This is a genomic window from Micromonospora citrea (assembly GCF_900090315.1).
Classification (GTDB): domain Bacteria; phylum Actinomycetota; class Actinomycetes; order Mycobacteriales; family Micromonosporaceae; genus Micromonospora; species Micromonospora citrea.
Genome location: NZ_FMHZ01000002.1, coordinates 5,159,427 through 5,175,119 on the forward strand (window position 1 = coordinate 5,159,427; position 15,693 = coordinate 5,175,119).

At 74.2% G+C, this 15,693-nt stretch carries 14 protein-coding genes; 5 read left to right on the top strand and 9 right to left on the bottom strand.

The genetic code is table 11. The features are described from left to right. The first annotated feature begins 248 nt into the window (after positions 1-248). Positions 249-590 carry a hypothetical protein gene (locus tag GA0070606_RS23665; protein ID WP_091104357.1) on the top strand — a complete coding sequence of 114 codons (342 nt, stop codon included), beginning with the start codon at positions 249-251 and terminating at the stop codon, positions 588-590. Between the two features lie 200 nt (positions 591-790). Here the strand turns inward: GA0070606_RS23665 and GA0070606_RS23670 are convergent, their stop codons facing one another. After that, a complete protein-coding gene (locus GA0070606_RS23670) occupies positions 791-1,438 on the bottom strand; it encodes a hypothetical protein (RefSeq protein WP_091108085.1) in 648 nt (215 codons plus the stop codon). A gap of 246 nt (positions 1,439-1,684) precedes the next feature. Between GA0070606_RS23670 and GA0070606_RS23675 the strand changes: the two genes are divergently transcribed. Continuing rightward, complete coding sequence (locus tag GA0070606_RS23675) at positions 1,685-2,284, top strand: copper resistance CopC family protein (RefSeq protein ID WP_245724781.1); 600 nt, start codon at positions 1,685-1,687, stop codon at positions 2,282-2,284. 168 nt (positions 2,285-2,452) lie between these two features. Here the strand turns inward: GA0070606_RS23675 and gltX are convergent, their stop codons facing one another. Genes gltX through GA0070606_RS23690 form a run of 3 tightly spaced genes read right to left on the bottom strand, consistent with a single transcriptional unit; the run spans position 2,453 to position 6,518 of the window. After that, entirely contained in the window at positions 2,453-3,862 is a 1,410-nt protein-coding gene (gene gltX / locus GA0070606_RS23680) for a glutamate--tRNA ligase (protein ID WP_091104365.1), read from the bottom strand. A gap of 50 nt (positions 3,863-3,912) precedes the next feature. After that, positions 3,913-5,190, bottom strand: a complete 1,278-nt coding sequence (locus tag GA0070606_RS23685) for an MFS transporter (RefSeq protein ID WP_091104366.1) — start codon at positions 5,188-5,190, stop codon at positions 3,913-3,915. Next, positions 5,187-6,518 carry a GH1 family beta-glucosidase gene (locus tag GA0070606_RS23690; RefSeq protein ID WP_245724782.1) on the bottom strand — a complete coding sequence of 444 codons (1,332 nt, stop codon included), beginning with the start codon at positions 6,516-6,518 and terminating at the stop codon, positions 5,187-5,189. The genes GA0070606_RS23685 and GA0070606_RS23690 overlap by 4 nt, the downstream gene beginning before the upstream one ends. Positions 6,519-6,704: 186 nt before the next feature. On the opposite strand from GA0070606_RS23690, the gene GA0070606_RS23695 reads away from it, so the two are divergent. Continuing rightward, positions 6,705-7,151, top strand: a complete 447-nt coding sequence (locus GA0070606_RS23695; protein ID WP_091104367.1) for an SRPBCC family protein — start codon at positions 6,705-6,707, stop codon at positions 7,149-7,151. Between the two features lie 149 nt (positions 7,152-7,300). After that, on the top strand, positions 7,301-8,002 hold the full coding sequence (locus GA0070606_RS23700) for an MBL fold metallo-hydrolase (protein ID WP_091104369.1): 702 nt from the start codon (positions 7,301-7,303) through the stop codon (positions 8,000-8,002). A 73-nt stretch (positions 8,003-8,075) separates the two neighbouring features. Here GA0070606_RS23700 and aceE read toward each other — a convergent pair whose 3' ends face one another. Beyond that, positions 8,076-10,820, bottom strand: a complete 2,745-nt coding sequence (gene aceE, locus GA0070606_RS23705; protein WP_091104372.1) for a pyruvate dehydrogenase (acetyl-transferring), homodimeric type — start codon at positions 10,818-10,820, stop codon at positions 8,076-8,078. A gap of 294 nt (positions 10,821-11,114) precedes the next feature. On the opposite strand from aceE, the gene GA0070606_RS23710 reads away from it, so the two are divergent. Next, positions 11,115-11,519, top strand: a complete 405-nt coding sequence (locus GA0070606_RS23710; RefSeq protein ID WP_091104373.1) for a YjbQ family protein — start codon at positions 11,115-11,117, stop codon at positions 11,517-11,519. A gap of 43 nt (positions 11,520-11,562) precedes the next feature. Here the strand turns inward: GA0070606_RS23710 and GA0070606_RS23715 are convergent, their stop codons facing one another. The 4 genes from GA0070606_RS23715 to GA0070606_RS23730 form a co-directional block, all read right to left on the bottom strand. Next, the gene (locus GA0070606_RS23715) at positions 11,563-13,236 is read right to left on the bottom strand and encodes an alkaline phosphatase D family protein (protein ID WP_091104375.1); all 1,674 of its coding nucleotides are present in this window, start codon (positions 13,234-13,236) and stop codon (positions 11,563-11,565) included. A 173-nt stretch (positions 13,237-13,409) separates the two neighbouring features. Next, positions 13,410-14,207: an ABC transporter permease subunit gene (locus tag GA0070606_RS23720; protein ID WP_245724783.1), complete on the bottom strand. Its 798-nt coding sequence runs from the start codon at positions 14,205-14,207 to the stop codon at positions 13,410-13,412. Next, positions 14,194-15,105 (bottom strand): ABC transporter ATP-binding protein, encoded by a 912-nt coding sequence (locus tag GA0070606_RS23725; RefSeq protein WP_091104377.1) that lies wholly within the window; start codon positions 15,103-15,105, stop codon positions 14,194-14,196. Before GA0070606_RS23725 ends, GA0070606_RS23720 begins: the two co-directional genes overlap by 14 nt. Further along, positions 15,098-15,577, bottom strand: coding sequence for a GbsR/MarR family transcriptional regulator (locus GA0070606_RS23730; RefSeq protein WP_091104379.1), 480 nt, complete (start codon positions 15,575-15,577; stop codon positions 15,098-15,100). The genes GA0070606_RS23725 and GA0070606_RS23730 overlap by 8 nt, the downstream gene beginning before the upstream one ends. Positions 15,578-15,693: the final 116 nt, after the last annotated feature.

Below are 15,693 nucleotides of genomic sequence, written 5' to 3' on the forward strand. Positions count from 1 at the left end.
CGCCCGCGCCCGCTCCCCGGCCCCGCGCCCGCTCCCCGGCCCCGCGCCCGTGCCCGCTCCCCGGCCCCGCGCCCCGCGACCGGGCGGGTCGGCGAGGGCCGTCGGAGGGGGACCCTCCGGGAGACGATCTTCCCGCGCCGGGCGCGCCGCTGACCCGGGTCCGGCTGCACGGCCCGTCGGTGCCGGCCAGTACGGTGTCAGGGCACGTCGGGGCGACCCCGGCGGGCGTGCGAGCGTGAGGAGACCGGATGGCGCACGGGGAGGCCGAGCACGGCTGCGCCCAGGGCGAGCCCTGCCGGACGGGCCACCACGAGCAGCAGGGGGCCGCCAAGCACCACCGTCGACTGCCCGGCGGGTTCCCGGCGCACACGCCGGAGGCACCCGGCCGCGGGCCGGAGCGCGCCGACGACGAGGCCCCGGTGCCCCGGCAGCGCGCCGCCGAGGCGGCCCTGCCCGGCGAGTCCGAGCCGGCCGCGGCGCGGGGCTGCCGCAGTGACCTGCCCGGCTGGGCGGGCGCACACCGGCACGGCCCGGTCCGCCCCCGGCAGCGCGCCGTGCGCCGTGAGCGACCGCCACGGCGCTGGTGCTGACCACGGGGAGGCCGCCCGGCCGCTGACGCCTGGTCGACGCCGGACGGTCGGCCGTCCACTGTGGCGCGGACGCTGCCGCCGGCCCGGGCCGCCGACGCGCACCTACCGGTGGGGCGGGGCAGCCCGGGGCGGGTCGCCCTGGAGGGCTGACCCGCCGCCCCGCCCGCCGGAGGGTGGCGCGGCGGGCCGGGGGTCGCGGGTCAGCGGGTGCGGCGGCGGACCAGCAGGGCGATCCCGGCGAGGCCGGACGTGATCACCAGCACCACCGCCCCGTTGAGCAGCAGCAGCCGCTGCAGCTCGCCGAGGGCCTCGTCGATGTCCTTCGCCGGGTTGAGCGCATCCTCCGGGATGACCCGCTCACCGCCGCCGACGCCGCCGGTGACCGTGTCGAGCTGCCGCTCCAGCGGCACTCCGGCGGTGCGCAGCGTCTCCGACATGCTGAGCCGGCCGAGGAACCACCCCGCGGCGGTCTTGCGGGAATCCGGCTGCTTGGCCGGCCGGTAGACCCGCGGCCCGCCGACCGCCTTCGGGTAGAGGTCGTAGGTCTGCTTCGGCACGTCACCGGCGTACACCACGACCGTGTACTTCGGACCGAGGTCGGCCGCCTTGGGGCCGCTGGCCTGCCCGGTGCGACCGAGGAAGCTGACCTGGTCGATGATCGCCACCACGTGGGCCGGGTGGGCGTCGGCGCGCAGCCGCAGCGGCTCGGCGAGACCCTCGCCCGTGATCTCCACCCCTGCCGGCGGCTTCGGCGCCGCCTTCGCCGCCGTGGCGAGGCCGAGCGACAGCACCGTCGCCGCGAGCCCACCCGCCAGCCCCGCGACCAGTCGCCGCATCGTCCGGACCATCGCCGCCTCCTCGCCCCGTTCGATGGATGGCTTGCTGCAGGTCACGCGTTGACTGGCCGACGGAGTGACCGAATCCGCACGCGACGGGCGCCACTCTCAAGACTCCGCATTACGTCGATCTGTTGCAGCTCGTGGAACAGTAATTGGAACTATCTGCGATCCCGGCCCGACCAATGAGCGGCAGCCGTTGATCAGCGGGCGGATCGTACCTTTACGGAGGGGTTCATGGGGGGCAGGGTCCCACGAGTGGCGCGTACCTGGCCAGTGGTGGTCGGCGTGGCGCTCGGTGTGTCGTTGCTGCCGGCCGCGCCGGCCGCGGCGCACAACTCGCTGACCGGCAGCGATCCGCGCAACGGCGCCCGGGTGGCGCAGGCCCCCACCCGGATCGAGCTCCGCTTCCTGGCGAAGCCGGACCCGGGCACGACGAAGATCACAGTCACCGGGCCGGACGACGTGGTCGCCCTCGGCGGCGCGCCCACCTTCTCCGGCTCCCGGGTGAGCGTCCCGTTCAAGCCGGGCCCGGCGGGCCTGTACGTCGTCGGCTACCGGCTGGCGTCCAGCGACGGGCACCCCGTCTCCGGCGAGGTGCGCTTCACCCTGACCACCGGCACCCCCGCCGACCCCTCGGCGTCGGCCGGCGCCCCGGCCGCCGCCGTACCGTCGGGGTCGCCGTCGACGGCCGCGCCGGCCGCGCCGAGCGCGAGCCCCAGCGGCTCCGCGGCGTCGGCGGCCGACGAGCGCACGGCGTCGGGCGGGCGGGGCTGGCTCTGGGCGCTGGGCGGCGCGGTGCTGCTCGCCGCCCTCGCCGCCGGTCTCCTGCTGCGCCGCCGCGCCGGCCGCGGCTGAGGCGGCTGCCGCCGCGCCGGCCGCGGCTGGCGCGACCGCCGTCGGGCCGCGCGGCCCCGCCGGACCCCTTCTGCCCTGCCGCGTGCGCGGTGACAGGGCGACGTGACCCGGCGGAGGGGGCCCGGCCCGCCGACGCCGTCGGGGCGCCGCGACGCGGGCCGCCCGCGGTCAGACCAGGCGGACCCGGGCGGCGCGCAGCCGGCTGAGGGTGCGCTCGCGGCCGAGCACCTCCAGCGACTCGAACAGCGGCAGCCCGACGGTGCGGCCGGTGACCGCCACGCGCACCGGCGCCTGGGCCTTGCCGAGCTTCAGGCCGCGCTCGGCGCCCACCGCCTCCAGCGTCGACTTCAGCGTCTCCGCGTCCCAGGACTCCAGCGCCTCGAACGCCGCCGTGGCGGCGTCCAGCAGCTCCGCCGAGCCCTCCTTCATCGCCTTGGCCCAGGCGGCCTCGTCGATCAGCGGCGCGGCGAGGAAGAGGAAGTCGACGTTCGGCACGATCTCGCTGAGCAGCGCGATCCGGGTCTGCGCCAGCGGGGCCACGGCCGCGAAGGCGTCCGCGTCGAACTCCTCGGGCTGCCACGGCGGCGGGGCGATGGTGCCGGTTCCGGTCAGCCACGGCCGGCAGGCCTCGACGAACTCCTCCACCGGCAGGGCCCGGATGTACTCCCCGTTGAACGCGCGCAGCTTCTTCTCGTCGAAGAACGCCGGCGAGGGGTTCACCTCCTCCAGCCGGTACTCCTCCTCGACGACGGACCAGGGCACGATCTCCCGGTCGCCCGACGGCGCCCAGCCGAGCAGCATCAGGTAGTTGCGCATCGCGTCGGCCAGGTAGCCCTCGTCCCGGAACGCCTCCAAGGCCACCTTGTCGCGGCGCTTGGAGAGCTTCTGCCGCTTCTCGTTGACCACCACCGGCACGTGCGCCCAGACCGGCGGCTTGACGCCGAGGGCGTCCCAGAGGAGCTGCTGCTTGGGGGTGTTGGGCAGGTGTTCCTCGGCGCGGATCACGTGGGTGATCCCCATGGTCATGTCGTCGACCACGTTGGCGAGCAGGAAGACCGGCGAGCCGTCGCCCCGGGCGATGACGAAGTCCTCGATCAGCTTGTTCTCGAACGTCGGCTCGCCGCGGATCAGGTCGACCACCACGGTCTCGCCCTCGTCGGGCGTACGGAAGCGCAGTGCGCGACCCTCGCCGGCCGGCAGGCCCCGGTCGCGGCAGAAGCCGTCGTAGCCCTGGTACTGCGAGCCGGTGCGGGCCTGCACGGCCTCCCGGGTGCAGTCGCAGTAGTACGCCCGGCCGGACTCGTGCAGCCGCGCGGCGGCGGCCCGGTGCTCGCCCGCGTACTCGGACTGGAAGTACGGGCCCTCGTAGCTGCCGCGCTCGATGCCGATCCAGTCCAGCGCCGAGAGGATGCCCTCGGTCCACTCCGGCTTGTTGCGGGCCGCGTCGGTGTCCTCGATGCGGAGCACGAACACCCCGCCCTGCTGCTTGGCGTAGATCCAGTTCTGCAGCGCGGAGCGGGCGCCGCCGACGTGGAACATACCGGTCGGGGAAGGGGCGAAGCGTACACGTACCGTCACGTCCCCCAGCCTACGGCGGCGCGCGACCGGATTCGGCCAGGGGTGGGACCTCAGGGCACGGAGCGGATCTTCAGCACCAGCACGCTGCCCAGCACGGTGACCGCCGCCGTGGCCGCGTACAGCACGGGGTAGCCGCCGAGGTGCACCACGAGCGGGGCGGAGATCGCCGGACCGAGCACCTGCGGGGCCGAGTTGGCGATGTTGATCACGCCGAGGTCCTTGGCCCGGTCGGTCGCGGCTGGCAGCACCTGGGTGATCAGCGCGGCGTCAACCGACAGGTAGACGCCGTAGCCGGCGCCGAGCAGCAGCGCGGCGGCCACGGCCGCCGGCCAGACCGGCGCGACGGCGAGCAGCAGCGCGGCGACCGCCATGATCCCGCCGGCGGTTATCACGAAGACCTTCCGCCGGCCGCTGCGGTCCGACAGCCGCCCGGCGACCACCGTGGTGCCCGCCAGGCCGGCCGTGTAGAGCAGGATCAGCACCAGCAGGCCCCCTTCGGGGTCGACGTGGCGCACCTCGTCGGTGAGGAAGTAGAGCAGGTAGAGCGTGCCAAGCGCGTTGCCGAGCTGGACCAGGAACCGGGTGATCCAGGCCCAGCCGAAGTCGGGGTGGCGGCGGGGCGACACCCACATCGAGGCGAGCAGCGCGCGGGGGCGCAGCGCCGGCCGGTGCGCCCGGGGCAGCGGGTCGTCGGCGGTGAGCGCCGCGAACGGCAGCGACAGCAGCAGTACCGCGGCGGCCACCGCCAGGTAGCCGGCGGTGGTGCCGGTGACCAGGGCGGTGACCAGCACCACCCCCAGCACCAGACCCAGCGCCTGTGGGATGCCGACCCAGCCGGAGACGCCGCCGCGCTGGGCGACCGGCACCCGGTCCGGCACGGCGGCGGTCAGGCTGGCCAGCATCGCGTTGAGGCAGACCTGGGCGGCGACCCAGCCGAGCGCGACGCCGGCGACGGTGCGTTGCTGCGCGAGCAGCACCAGCGCCGCCGCGCCGAGCAGCGCCCCGCCGGCCGTCCAGGCGTGCCGGCGGCCGAACTCCCGCCCGGCCAGCCGCAGGCAGGTGCGGTCCGACAGGGCCCCGGCGAGGGGGTTGGCGAGCACCGCGGCCAGCGCGCCCACGCCGGTGACCACGGCGAGCGCGGCCTCCTTGTCGGCCGGCGCGATCCGTTCCACCTGCTGGGGCAGCAGCACCTGGATCGGCGTGAAGAACGCCATCCAGACCCCGAGGTTCGCGGCGGAGAGCAGCGCGACCCAGCCCCGCCGCACCGGCGCGGTCGGCTCGGCGAGCGCCGCCGGCAGCGACGCGGGCGTCGGGTCGACCGTGGTCACGGCCGGGAGATCAGGTCACGGAACCAGGCGTACGAGGACTTGGGGGTGCGGGCCTGGGTGTCGAAGTCGACGTGCACCAGGCCGAAGCGCTTGGTGAAGCCCTCCGCCCACTCCCAGTTGTCCAGCAGCGACCAGACGAAGTAGCCGGTCACGTCCACGCCGTCGGCGATGGCGGCGCGCACGGCCCGCAGGTGCCCGTCGAGGTACGCGATCCGCTCCGGGTCGTGCACCCGGCCGTCCGCGTCGGGGGCGTCGTCGTACGCGCAGCCGCTCTCGGTGACCTGGATCGGCGGCAGGTCGTCGGCGTACGTGCGGCGCAGCCAGCCGAGCAGTTCGCGCAGCCCGTCGGGGGCGACCGGCCAGTCGAACGCGGTGCGCGGGTAGCCGTCGAGCGGCACGAACTCGAACGGTAGCGGCGAGCCCTCGGCCGGGGCGCGTACGCCGGTCGGGTTGTAGTAGTTGACGCCCAGCACGTCGATCGGGGCGGCGATCACGTCGAGGTCGCCCGCGCGCACCACGGCGGTGTCGAAGCCCAGCTCGTCGGGGTAGCCCCGGCCGAGCAGCGGGTCGGTGAAGAGGCGGTTGTGCAGCGCCTCGTACGCCGCGGCGGCCGCCCGGTCGGCGTCGGTGTCCCCGGCCGGCCGGACGGGCGAGTAGTTGTTCGCGATGGCGACCGGGCTCGCGGTGCGCGCCCGCAGCGCCGCCACGGCGAGACCGTGGCCGAGGAGTTGGTGGTGGGCCACCGGGAACGCGTCGAAGAGCAGCGTGCGGCCGGGGGCGTGTTCGCCCGTGCCGTGGCCGAGGCTCATGTGGATGAACGGCTCGTTGAGGGTGATCCAGAGCTTCACCCGGTCGCCGAGGCGGGCGGCGGTCGCGTCGGCGTACTCGGCGAAGCGGTGGGCGGTGTCCCGGGCCAGCCAGCCGCCGGCGTCCTCCAGCGGCTGGGGCAGGTCCCAGTGGAACAGGGTGGCGACGGGGTCGACGCCGTGGGCGAGCAGGTCGTCGACGAGCCGGTCGTAGAAGTCCAGCCCGGCGGCGTTGACCGGGCCGTCGCCGGTGGGCCGCACCCGGGGCCAGGCGATCGAGAAGCGGTACGCCGAGACGCCCAGCCCGGCCAGCAGCGCGACGTCCTCGGCGTGCCGGTGGTAGTGGTCGCAGGCCACGTCGCCGGTGCTGCCGTCGGCGATCCGGCCGGGGGAGCGGGCGAAGGTGTCCCAGATGGACGGCCCCCGACCGTCGGCGTCGACGCCGCCCTCGATCTGGTAGGCGGAGGTGGACACTCCCCAGCGGAATCCGGCGGGGAACTCGGGCATCGCTGCGGTCGACATGCGCCCTCCCGGCGTACGTGAATCGTGTTCGCGACTCTAGAGCGCCGTCGATCGATGCGCCATAGGCCTTCCCGCCCGGCAGCGCAATGGATTTCGGCGTGTCTTTTCCGAACCCGTCCAGGTACGTCCGAATTTGCGCATAGAGTGCCGATATCGTGGGATGTCCTCACTGGAGGAAAGACGGAAATGATCCTCGTGGAACGCAGTGCGCACGTGATGGCGCCGGTGGAAGCGGTCTGGGACGTCGTGCAGCGGGCCGAGCAGTTGCCGGCCTGGCTGGCGGGGGTCCGCGCGGCCGAGGTGCTCTCGGGAGAGGGCTTCGGGCGCCGACAACTCGTCCAGGCCGGGCGTGGCGCGGCGCATGAGGCAGAGGTGATCGCCTACCAGGAGCCGACCCTGATCGGCTGGCGCGAACGCGCCAAGGGCGCCGGTGCACGAGCGGAGGCGCGCACCGAGATCTACGTCCAGCTCACCGCCGACGAGGAGGAGGGCGGGACGATCGTGCGGCTCATCGTCGTGCGCTGGCCCGCCGGCCCGGTCAAGGCCGCCCTGCTCCGCCTCGGCCTGCGCAGGGTCGGCGCCGACCTGGAGGAGTCGCTCGCCCGGCTGACCGATCTGGCCGCCGTCGGCTGACCGGGCCGGTCCTGGCGCCACCCGCGCGACGATGGTGGCCCGGTGTCCCCGCCAGGGACTCCGGGCCATCACCGGCTCCGCGTCATCCGGCGTTCTGCCGACAGCAGATGATCGTCGGAACGGCGGCCCCCGCTGCCTACGCTGCGAGGATGAGCAGCGAACGGCTCCGTCCCCGCCTGCACCGGATCCCCCTCGGCCGCTACCAGGCCTACCTCTGGGCGGACGAGGACGGCGCGACCCTGGTCGACGCCGGTCCCGCCGGGTCCGGGCCGGCGATCGAGGCGGCCCTGCGCGGCCTCGGCCTCGCCCCGACCGACCTGCGCCGACTGGTGCTCACCCACTTCCACGACGACCATGCCGGGGCGGCGGCGGAGGTGGCCGCGTGGGGTGACGTGGAGGTCGTCGCGCACGCCCGGGAGGCGCCCGTGCTGCGCGGCGAGCGGCCCGGCCCGCCGCCGAACTTCACCGACTTCGAACGCGGCCTGCACGCCCAGGTCGCCGCCGGGCTCCCGCCGGCCCCGCCGGTGCGGGTGGACCGGGAGGTCTCCGACGGCGACGTGCTGGACTTCGGCGACGGCGCGCAGGTGCTCGCCGTGCCCGGGCACACCGACGGCAGCATCGCGGTCCACCTGCCCCGCCACCGCGTCCTGTTCACCGGCGACGTGGCCGCCGGGCACGGCGGTGAGGTCGTCTTCGGGGTGTTCCACCTCGACCGGACCCGCACCGCCGCGGCGTTCCGTCGGCTCGCCGCGCTCGACTCCGACGTGGCCTGTTTCGGGCACGGCGAGCCGGTGCTGACCGGCGCCGGCGACCGGCTGCGGGCCACCGCCGCGACCCTCGCGGAGGGCTGACCGCTGCGTACGACGAAGGGCCCGGCACGGTGTCCACCGTGCCGGGCCCTCACCCGTCAGTCCCGGGCGTGACCTAGCTGTCGCCGCCGGTCTCGCCGACCGGGGCGGCGTTGACGTCCTCGATGGCGTACTTCTTGGCCGCCTCGGCGGGGACGTTCGCCGGCACCGCGCCGCGCAGGGCGAGCTGCCGCAGCGTCGCCACCACCACCGACTCGGCGTCGACGTGGAAGTGCCGGCGCAGGGCGTGCCGGGTGTCGGACATGCCGAACCCGTCCGTGCCCAGCGAGGTGTAGTCGCCCGGCACCCAGCGGGCGATCAGGTCCGGCACGGCGCGCATCCAGTCGCTGACCGCGACCTTCGGGCCCTCGGCGTCGGCCAGCTTCTGCTGGACGTAGGGCACCCGCTGCTCCGCGCCCGGGTTGAGCAGGTTGTGCTCCTCGCACTCCACGGCGTCGCGGCGCAGCTCAGTCCAGGAGGTCACCGACCAGACGTCGGCGGCCACGCCCCAGTCCTGGGCGAGCAACTGCTGCGCCTTGAGCGCCCACTGCATGCCGGTGCCCGAGGCGAGCACGTTGGCCTTCGGGGCGTCGTCACCCACCGACGGGGCGGGGGAGTAGCGGTAGATCCCCTTGAGCAGCCCTTCGACGTCCACGTCCGCCGGCTCGGCCGGCTGCAGGATCGGCTCGTTGTAGACCGTCAGGTAGTAGAAGACGTTCTCCTGCGCGTCCCCGTACATCCGGTGCAGGCCGTTCTCGAGGATGTGCGCGATCTCGAAGGCGAACGCCGGGTCGTACGCGACCACCGCCGGGTTGGTGGCGGCGATCAGGAGCGAGTGGCCGTCCTCGTGCTGCAGGCCCTCGCCGTTGAGCGTGGTGCGGCCGGCGGTGGCGCCGAGCAGGAAGCCCCGGGCCATCTGGTCGGCGGCGGCCCACAGCCCGTCGGCGGTGCGCTGGAACCCGAACATCGAGTAGAAGATGTACATCGGGATCATCGGCTCGTCGTGCGTGGCGTACGCCGAGCCGGCCGCGGTGAACGAGGCGACCGAGCCGGCCTCGTTGATGCCCTCGTGCAGGATCTGCCCGCCGACGGCCTCCTTGTACGACAGGAACAGCTCCCGGTCGACCGAGGTGTAGCGCTGGCCGTGCGGGGAGTAGATCTTCTGCGTCGGGAAGAGCGAGTCCATGCCGAAGGTACGGGCCTCGTCCGGGATGATCGGCACCCAGCGCTTGCCGAACTCCTTGTCCTTCATCACGTCCTTGAGCAGGCGGACGAAGGCCATGGTGGTGGCCACCTTCTGCTTGCCCGAGCCGCGCTTGACGTCGGCGAAGCGCTCCGGGCCGGGGATCGCCAGCCGCTTGCTCCCCGGCCGGCGCGACGGCAGGTAGCCGCCGAGCTGCTGGCGGCGCTCGCGCAGGTAGGCGATCTCGTCGGACTTCTCGCCCGGCGTGTAGTACGGCGGCAGGTAGGGGTTGTCCTCCAGCGCCTTGTCCGGGATGTCCAGGTAGAGGCGGTCGCGGAAGGTCTTCAGGTCCTCCAGCGTCAGCTTCTTCATCTGGTGCGTGGCGTTGCGGCCCTCGAAGTGCGAGCCCAGCGTCCAGCCCTTGATCGTCTTTGCCAGGATCACGGTCGGCTGGCCGGTGTGCTCCATCGCCGCCTTGTAGGCAGCGTAGAGCTTGCGGTAGTCGTGCCCGCCCCGCTTGAGGTTCCAGATCTCGTCGTCGCTGAGGTGCTCGACCATCTTGCGGGTCCGCGGGTCGCGGCCGAAGAAGTGCTCCCGGACGTACGCGCCGGACTCCGCCTTGTAGGTCTGGTAGTCGCCGTCGGGCGTGGTGTTCATCAGGTTGACCAGCGCGCCGTCGGTGTCCGCCGCCAGCAGCGGGTCCCACTCGCGGCCCCAGACCACCTTGATGACGTTCCAGCCGGCGCCCCGGAAGAACGCCTCCAGCTCCTGCATGACCTTGCCGTTGCCGCGCACCGGCCCGTCGAGCCGCTGGAGGTTGCAGTTGATCACGAAGGTGAGGTTGTCCAGCTCCTCGCGGGCGGCCACGCCGATCGCGCCGAGCGTCTCGGGCTCGTCCATCTCGCCGTCGCCGAGGTACGCCCAGACGTGCTGGTCCGAGGTGTCCTTGATGCCCCGGTGGTGCAGGTAGCGGTTGAACCGCGCCTGGTAGATCGCGTTGAGCCCGCCCAGGCCCATGGAGACCGTCGGGAACTCCCAGAAGTCCGGCATCAGCCGCGGGTGCGGGTACGACGGCAGGCCGCCGCCCGGGTGGGACAGCTCCTGGCGGAACCCGTCGAGCTGGTGCTCGGTCAGCCGGCCCTCGAGGAACGCCCGCGCGTACATGCCGGGGGAGGCGTGGCCCTGGTAGAAGATGTGGTCGCCGCCGCCCGGGTGGTCCTTGCCCCGGAAGAAGTGGTTGAAGCCCACCTCGTAGAGCGAGGCCGAGCTGGCGAAGGTGGAGATGTGCCCGCCGACGCCGATCTCGGGGCGCTGCGCCCGGTGCACCAGCATGGCCGCGTTCCACCGGACGTACGCCCGGATCCGCCGCTCCACGTGCTCGTCACCCGGGAACCACGGCTCGCGCTCCGGCGGGATGGTGTTGATGTAGTCGGTGGTGGTCAGCGACGGCACCCCGACCTGGCGCTCGCGGGCCCGCTCCAGCAGGCGCAGCATGACGTAGCGGGCGCGCTTGTTCCCGCGTTCGTCGATGACACCGTCGAGCGACTCGACCCATTCGCTGGTCTCTTCAGGGTCGATGTCCGGAAGCTGGCTCGGCAGACCAGCGGTGATCACCGGGCGCTTGCGTTCCGTAGCCACAGGCGTTCCCTCGGTTCTGTGTGGGATAGGTCTCTAGCGCCATCCTGCCCCCTGGTGGCACCCCCCGTCACGCCCACCGCCCCGAGACGCGACGCTCAACACAGGTACCCGCCGGTAACTTTCCGCGACCGGCGGCCCGGGCCCCGAACGGGCGCGGAACGCCTTGCCCCCGCCCTCCCGTGGCGCCGGCATGGACAGGCGGGTGGCGCCGCTCGGCGGGGACTCCGGGGGCGGCTGGTCCGGCGGCGGGGACTCCGGGGGCGGCTTCTGACCCGCTCGGGCAGAATGCGTCGTATGCGCAGTGAGCTGATCACGGTCCAGACCGGCTCCCGGCCGACCGTCCGGGACATCACCGCCGAGGCCGAGCGGTTCGTCGCCGGGCAGGGCGACGGCCTGCTGCACGTCTTCGTCCCGCACGCCACGGCCGGGCTGGCGATCGTCGAGACCGGCTCCGGCTCCGACGACGACCTGCTCACCGCGCTCGACGACCTGCTGCCGACCGACGACCGCTGGCGGCACCGGCACGGCTCGCCCGGGCACGGACGCGACCACGTGCTGCCGGCGTTCGTGCCTCCCTACGCGACGCTCCCCGTGCTCGACGGGCGGCTGGCGCTGGGCACCTGGCAGTCGCTCTGCCTGGTCGACACCAACGGCGACAACCCGACCCGCAAGGTCCGCTTCTCCTTCCTGCCCGGCTGACCGCCCCGCCTGGCGCTTGGGGCGGCGGGGCGGCCGGGCCGGATCAGGGCCGGACGGTCTCCGCCTCGACCGTCCGGCGGCCCGGGTCGCCCCCGGGCGCCGCGCCGCGCGCCGAGGCCGCCGGCAGCGGGTTGTCCGCCACCATGTGCAGGCCGGGCACGCGGTCCTCGATCACGAAGGTGGCCCGGGTGTGCGCCGGGGCTCCCGGTCGGCTGACGTACGGCAGCACGTCGAAGTCGGCGGTGAGCCGGTCCGGGGTGATCGTGGTGCGGACGTAGCCGCGCAGGTTGTTCTGGAACCGCAGGTGCGGGTTGAACGCCAGCCAGGGGTGCGAGCCGGTCGCCGAGTCGGCGCCGTCCCCGCCCGAGGTGATCGAGGAGCAGACCAGCTCGCTGCCGACCGTGCGGGAGGTCGGGTCGGCGTAGTCCAGCTTGAGGTCGCTGGCCCAGTGCGCGTGCACGTCGCCGGTCAGCACCACCGGGTTGCGCACGCCGGCGGCCAGCCAGCCCCGGGTGATCCGGTCCCGGGAGGCGACGTACCCGTCCCAGGCGTCCATGCTGGTGACCGTCAGCGGCCCGGCGTTGTTGTCCCGCTGGGCGAAGAAGACCTGTTGGCCGAGGACGTCCCAGCGGGCGTCGGAGCGGCGGAAGCCGTCCAGCAGCCACGCCTCCTGCTCCGCGCCCGTGATCGACCGGGCCGGGTCGGCGGCCGCCGCGCAGTTGCGGTAGCCGTCGCCGCAGGCCTGGTCGTCGCGGTACTGCCGGGTGTCGAGCATGTGGAAGGTGGCCAGCCGGCCCCAGCGCACCCGCCGGTAGAGCTGCATGTCGATGCCGCGCGGCACCGAGGTCCGGCGCAGCGGCATGTTCTCGTAGTACGCCTGGAAGGCCGCCGCGCGTCGGGCGGCGAAGTCCGGGTCCGGCGCCTCGGGCGTCTCGTCGGCCCAGTTGTTCTCCACCTCGTGGTCGTCGAAGACCACCACCCAGGGCGCGACGGCGTGCGCGGCCTGCAGGTCGGCGTCGGTCTTGTACTGGGCGTGCCGCTGCCGGTAGTTGGCCAGCGTCCGGGTCTCCGGGCCCTCGTGGTCGCGCGGGTTGCCGCCCGGGACGTTGTACGTGTCCTTCGCGTACTCGTACTGGTAGTCGCCGAGGTGCAGGATCAGCTCCGGCTCGGTCTCGGCCAGCCGCCGGTAGGCGGTGAACCAGCCGTGCTCGTACTGGGAGCAGGAGGCGAAGCCCATCGCCAGGGCGGCCGGCAGGCTCCACGGCGCGGGGGCGGTGCGGGTGCGGCCGACCGGCGACAGGTGGCCCTCGGCCCGGAACCGGTAGAAGTACTCCCGGCCGGGCAGCAGCCCGTCCAGTTCGACGTGCACGCTGTGCGCCGCCCCGGGCCGGGCCCACGCCACGCCCCGCCGGACGACGTGCCGGAACCGCTCGTCGGCGGCCAGCTGCCACTGCACCGGGACGACCCGGTCGGGCATCCCGCCCAGGCCGTCCTCGGCCAGCGGGCGTGGCGCCAGCCGGGTCCAGAGCACGAAGCCGTCGTGGTCGGGGTCGCCGGAGGCCACCCCCAGGGTGAACGGGTACGGCAGCCGCCGGGTGCCGCCGGACGGCGCGGGGCCGGCGGGCTCGGCGCCCGCCGGCCCGGGCAGGGCGGTGACCGCGCCGGCCGCGCCGACCGCCGCGCCGGCGAGCAGGATGGTACGTCGGGACAGGGCCACGAAATCCTCCCGGGAGTCCGGTTTCTCTCCTTGACTCCGGGAGCGTCCCGACCGCGGGTGACCGGCAGGTGACGTCGAGGGCCCGTGCCCGCCACGTCCAGCGGAACACGGGCCCTCGTCGCCTCGGACGGTGCCGTCGCGCGACGCCTCGGACGGTGCCGTCGCGCGACGCCTCAGACGGCGACGTCGCGGCGGGCGAAGGCGGCGGCGCCGGCGGCGACCAGCAGCGCGGTGGCGCCGGCCAGCAGCAGCGCGCCGACCGGCTGCACCCCGTCGACCAGCGGCGACCCGCCCAGGTACCAGTGGAACGGTGAGAGTTCGCGGGTCCAGGTCAGCCCCTGCGCCTGCGGAAAGACCGAGTTCGCCAGGTAGCCGAGGACCGCGACGCCGGCGCCGGCGCCGAGCGCGGCGGCCCGCCGCCCGGTGGCCCCCCCGACGGCGAAGGCGAGCGCGGCGAACGTCAGGCCGAACAGGACCAGGTGCAGCGTCATCGCGGCGAACCCGCCCGCGCCGATCCCGTCGAACTCGGCGGGGCCGCTCAGCGCCACCATCGCCACGCCGAGCAGGACGGCGACCCCCACGATGCCGACCGCCAGCGCGGCGAAGCGGAGCAGGACGAGCCGGACCCGGCCGACCGGGTGGGCGAGCACCAGGTCGAGCGTGCCGGCCTCCTCGTCCCCGGCCACCGCCCGGGCGCCGGCCGCGATCGCGAAGACCGCGACCAGCAGCGGCACCAGCAGCCCGTAGACGGCGCTGCCGAGGTAGCCGGCCGCGGTGGTGAGGTCGCTGTAGTTGAACGCCTCCAGCAGCCCCTCCGGGTACGCCGCCAGCGCCTCCTTCATCTCCGGTGTCTGCACCGTCGGCCAGAACGAGGCGTACATCGCGCCGACGGCGACGATCGCCACCGTCCAGCCGGCCAGCGACCGGCGCGCGTCGTGCAGCGCCTTGGTGAACGGGTCACGCAGCAACACGGGTGTCCTCCTCGCGGGAGTAGTAGCCGAAGAAGAGCTCCTCCAGGTCGGGCTCCTCGGAGAGCAGGCCGACCACGGTGTGCCCGGCGGCGGCCTTGACCAGCCCGTCGGCCCGGCCGTCCAGCCGGCAGCGCAGGGTGGTTCCGGTGACGGCGACCTCGCTGACCCCGGGCAGGCCGCTGAACTCGGCCTCGGTGACCGGGTCGTCGAAGTGGATCTCGACCCGGCGGACGGCCCGCTCACGCAGCTCCTCGACCCGGGCCACGGTGACCAGCCGGCCCTCGCGGATGATGCCGACCCGGTCGGCGGTCTGCTGCACCTCGCTCATCACGTGCGAGGACATGAAGACGGTCCGCCCGGCGGCCCGGGCCTCCCGCACCATGGCGAGGAACTCCTGCTGGAGGAACGGGTCCAGGCCACTGGTCGGCTCGTCGAGGATCAGCAGCTCCGGGTCGTGCATGAAGGCCTGGATCACGCCGACCTTCTGCCGGTTGCCCTTGCTGAGCCCTCTGATCCGGCGGCCCAGGTCCAGGTCGAGCCGGGCGGCCAGCTCGTCGATCCGCCCCCGGGGCACGCCGCCGCGCAGGTTGCCCAGGTAGGTCAGCAGCTCGCGGGCGGTCTGCCGGCCGTCGACCACGAAGTCGCCGGCCAGGTAGCCGATCCGGCGGCGCAGCGCCACCCCGTCGCGGCGGGGGTCGACGCCGAGGACGCTGACGCGCCCGCTGGTGGGCCTGATCAGGTCGAGCAGCAGCCGGATGGTGGTGGACTTGCCGGCCCCGTTGGGGCCGAGGAAGCCGTACACCTCCCCGGGCTCGACCCGCAGGTCCAGCCCGGTCAGGCCGCGGTTGCGGCCGTACGTCTTGACCAGGTCCTCGGTGTGGATGGCGGGCTCAGCCATCGACGTCTCCCTTCCCCGCGTATTCGGCCTCGAAGCGTTCGACGAGCCTGGGCATCTCGCGTTCGACGAACGCGTAGAAGTCGCGCATCACCCGCAGCCGCTCGGCACCCGGAGCGTCCTCGCCCCCCACGACGGTCAGGCCGCGGTCCATCAGCTCCCGGAACGCCCGGAACTTCGTGGCGTCGGCGGCGATCCGGATGACCGCGTCGGGTCTGACCTCGTACGCGTGACCGCGGTGCCCCGGCACCGGGACCCGGCGGGCCAGGCCGCTGGTCTCCAGCATCCGCATGCCGGTGCTGACGGAGCCCTTGGAGAGCCCGAGCGCCTCGGCGAGCTGCGCGCTGGTCTGCCCCGGCGGATCGCAGATCAGCAGCCAGCCGAGCAGCTTGCCGTACGCCGGGGGCAGGCCGAGCCCGCCGAGCACGACGGCGGCGTCCTCGGCGTAGCGGCGCTGGGTGGAGAGTTCCGTCATCAGGTACCCCGTTCGAAACGTTCAAGAAGTTCTGAACGCAGAGTACGCCGCCCGGCGCGTCGACGGAAGTCCCGCGCCGGTGGTCGTTTCCGCCCCCGGGGCCCCGGGAAGCCGGC

Coding starts and splice junctions, on each gene's coding strand:
- GA0070606_RS23665 (WP_091104357.1), top strand. CDS start 249: ATGGCGCACGGGGAGGCCGAGCACGGCTGCGCCCAGGGCGAGCCCTGC.
- GA0070606_RS23670 (WP_091108085.1), bottom strand. CDS start 1,438: ATGGTCCGGACGATGCGGCGACTGGTCGCGGGGCTGGCGGGTGGGCTC.
- GA0070606_RS23690 (WP_245724782.1), bottom strand. CDS start 6,518: ATGTCGACCGCAGCGATGCCCGAGTTCCCCGCCGGATTCCGCTGGGGA.
- GA0070606_RS23695 (WP_091104367.1), top strand. CDS start 6,705: ATGATCCTCGTGGAACGCAGTGCGCACGTGATGGCGCCGGTGGAAGCG.
- GA0070606_RS23700 (WP_091104369.1), top strand. CDS start 7,301: ATGAGCAGCGAACGGCTCCGTCCCCGCCTGCACCGGATCCCCCTCGGC.
- GA0070606_RS23710 (WP_091104373.1), top strand. CDS start 11,115: ATGCGCAGTGAGCTGATCACGGTCCAGACCGGCTCCCGGCCGACCGTC.
- GA0070606_RS23725 (WP_091104377.1), bottom strand. CDS start 15,105: ATGGCTGAGCCCGCCATCCACACCGAGGACCTGGTCAAGACGTACGGC.
- GA0070606_RS23730 (WP_091104379.1), bottom strand. CDS start 15,577: ATGACGGAACTCTCCACCCAGCGCCGCTACGCCGAGGACGCCGCCGTC.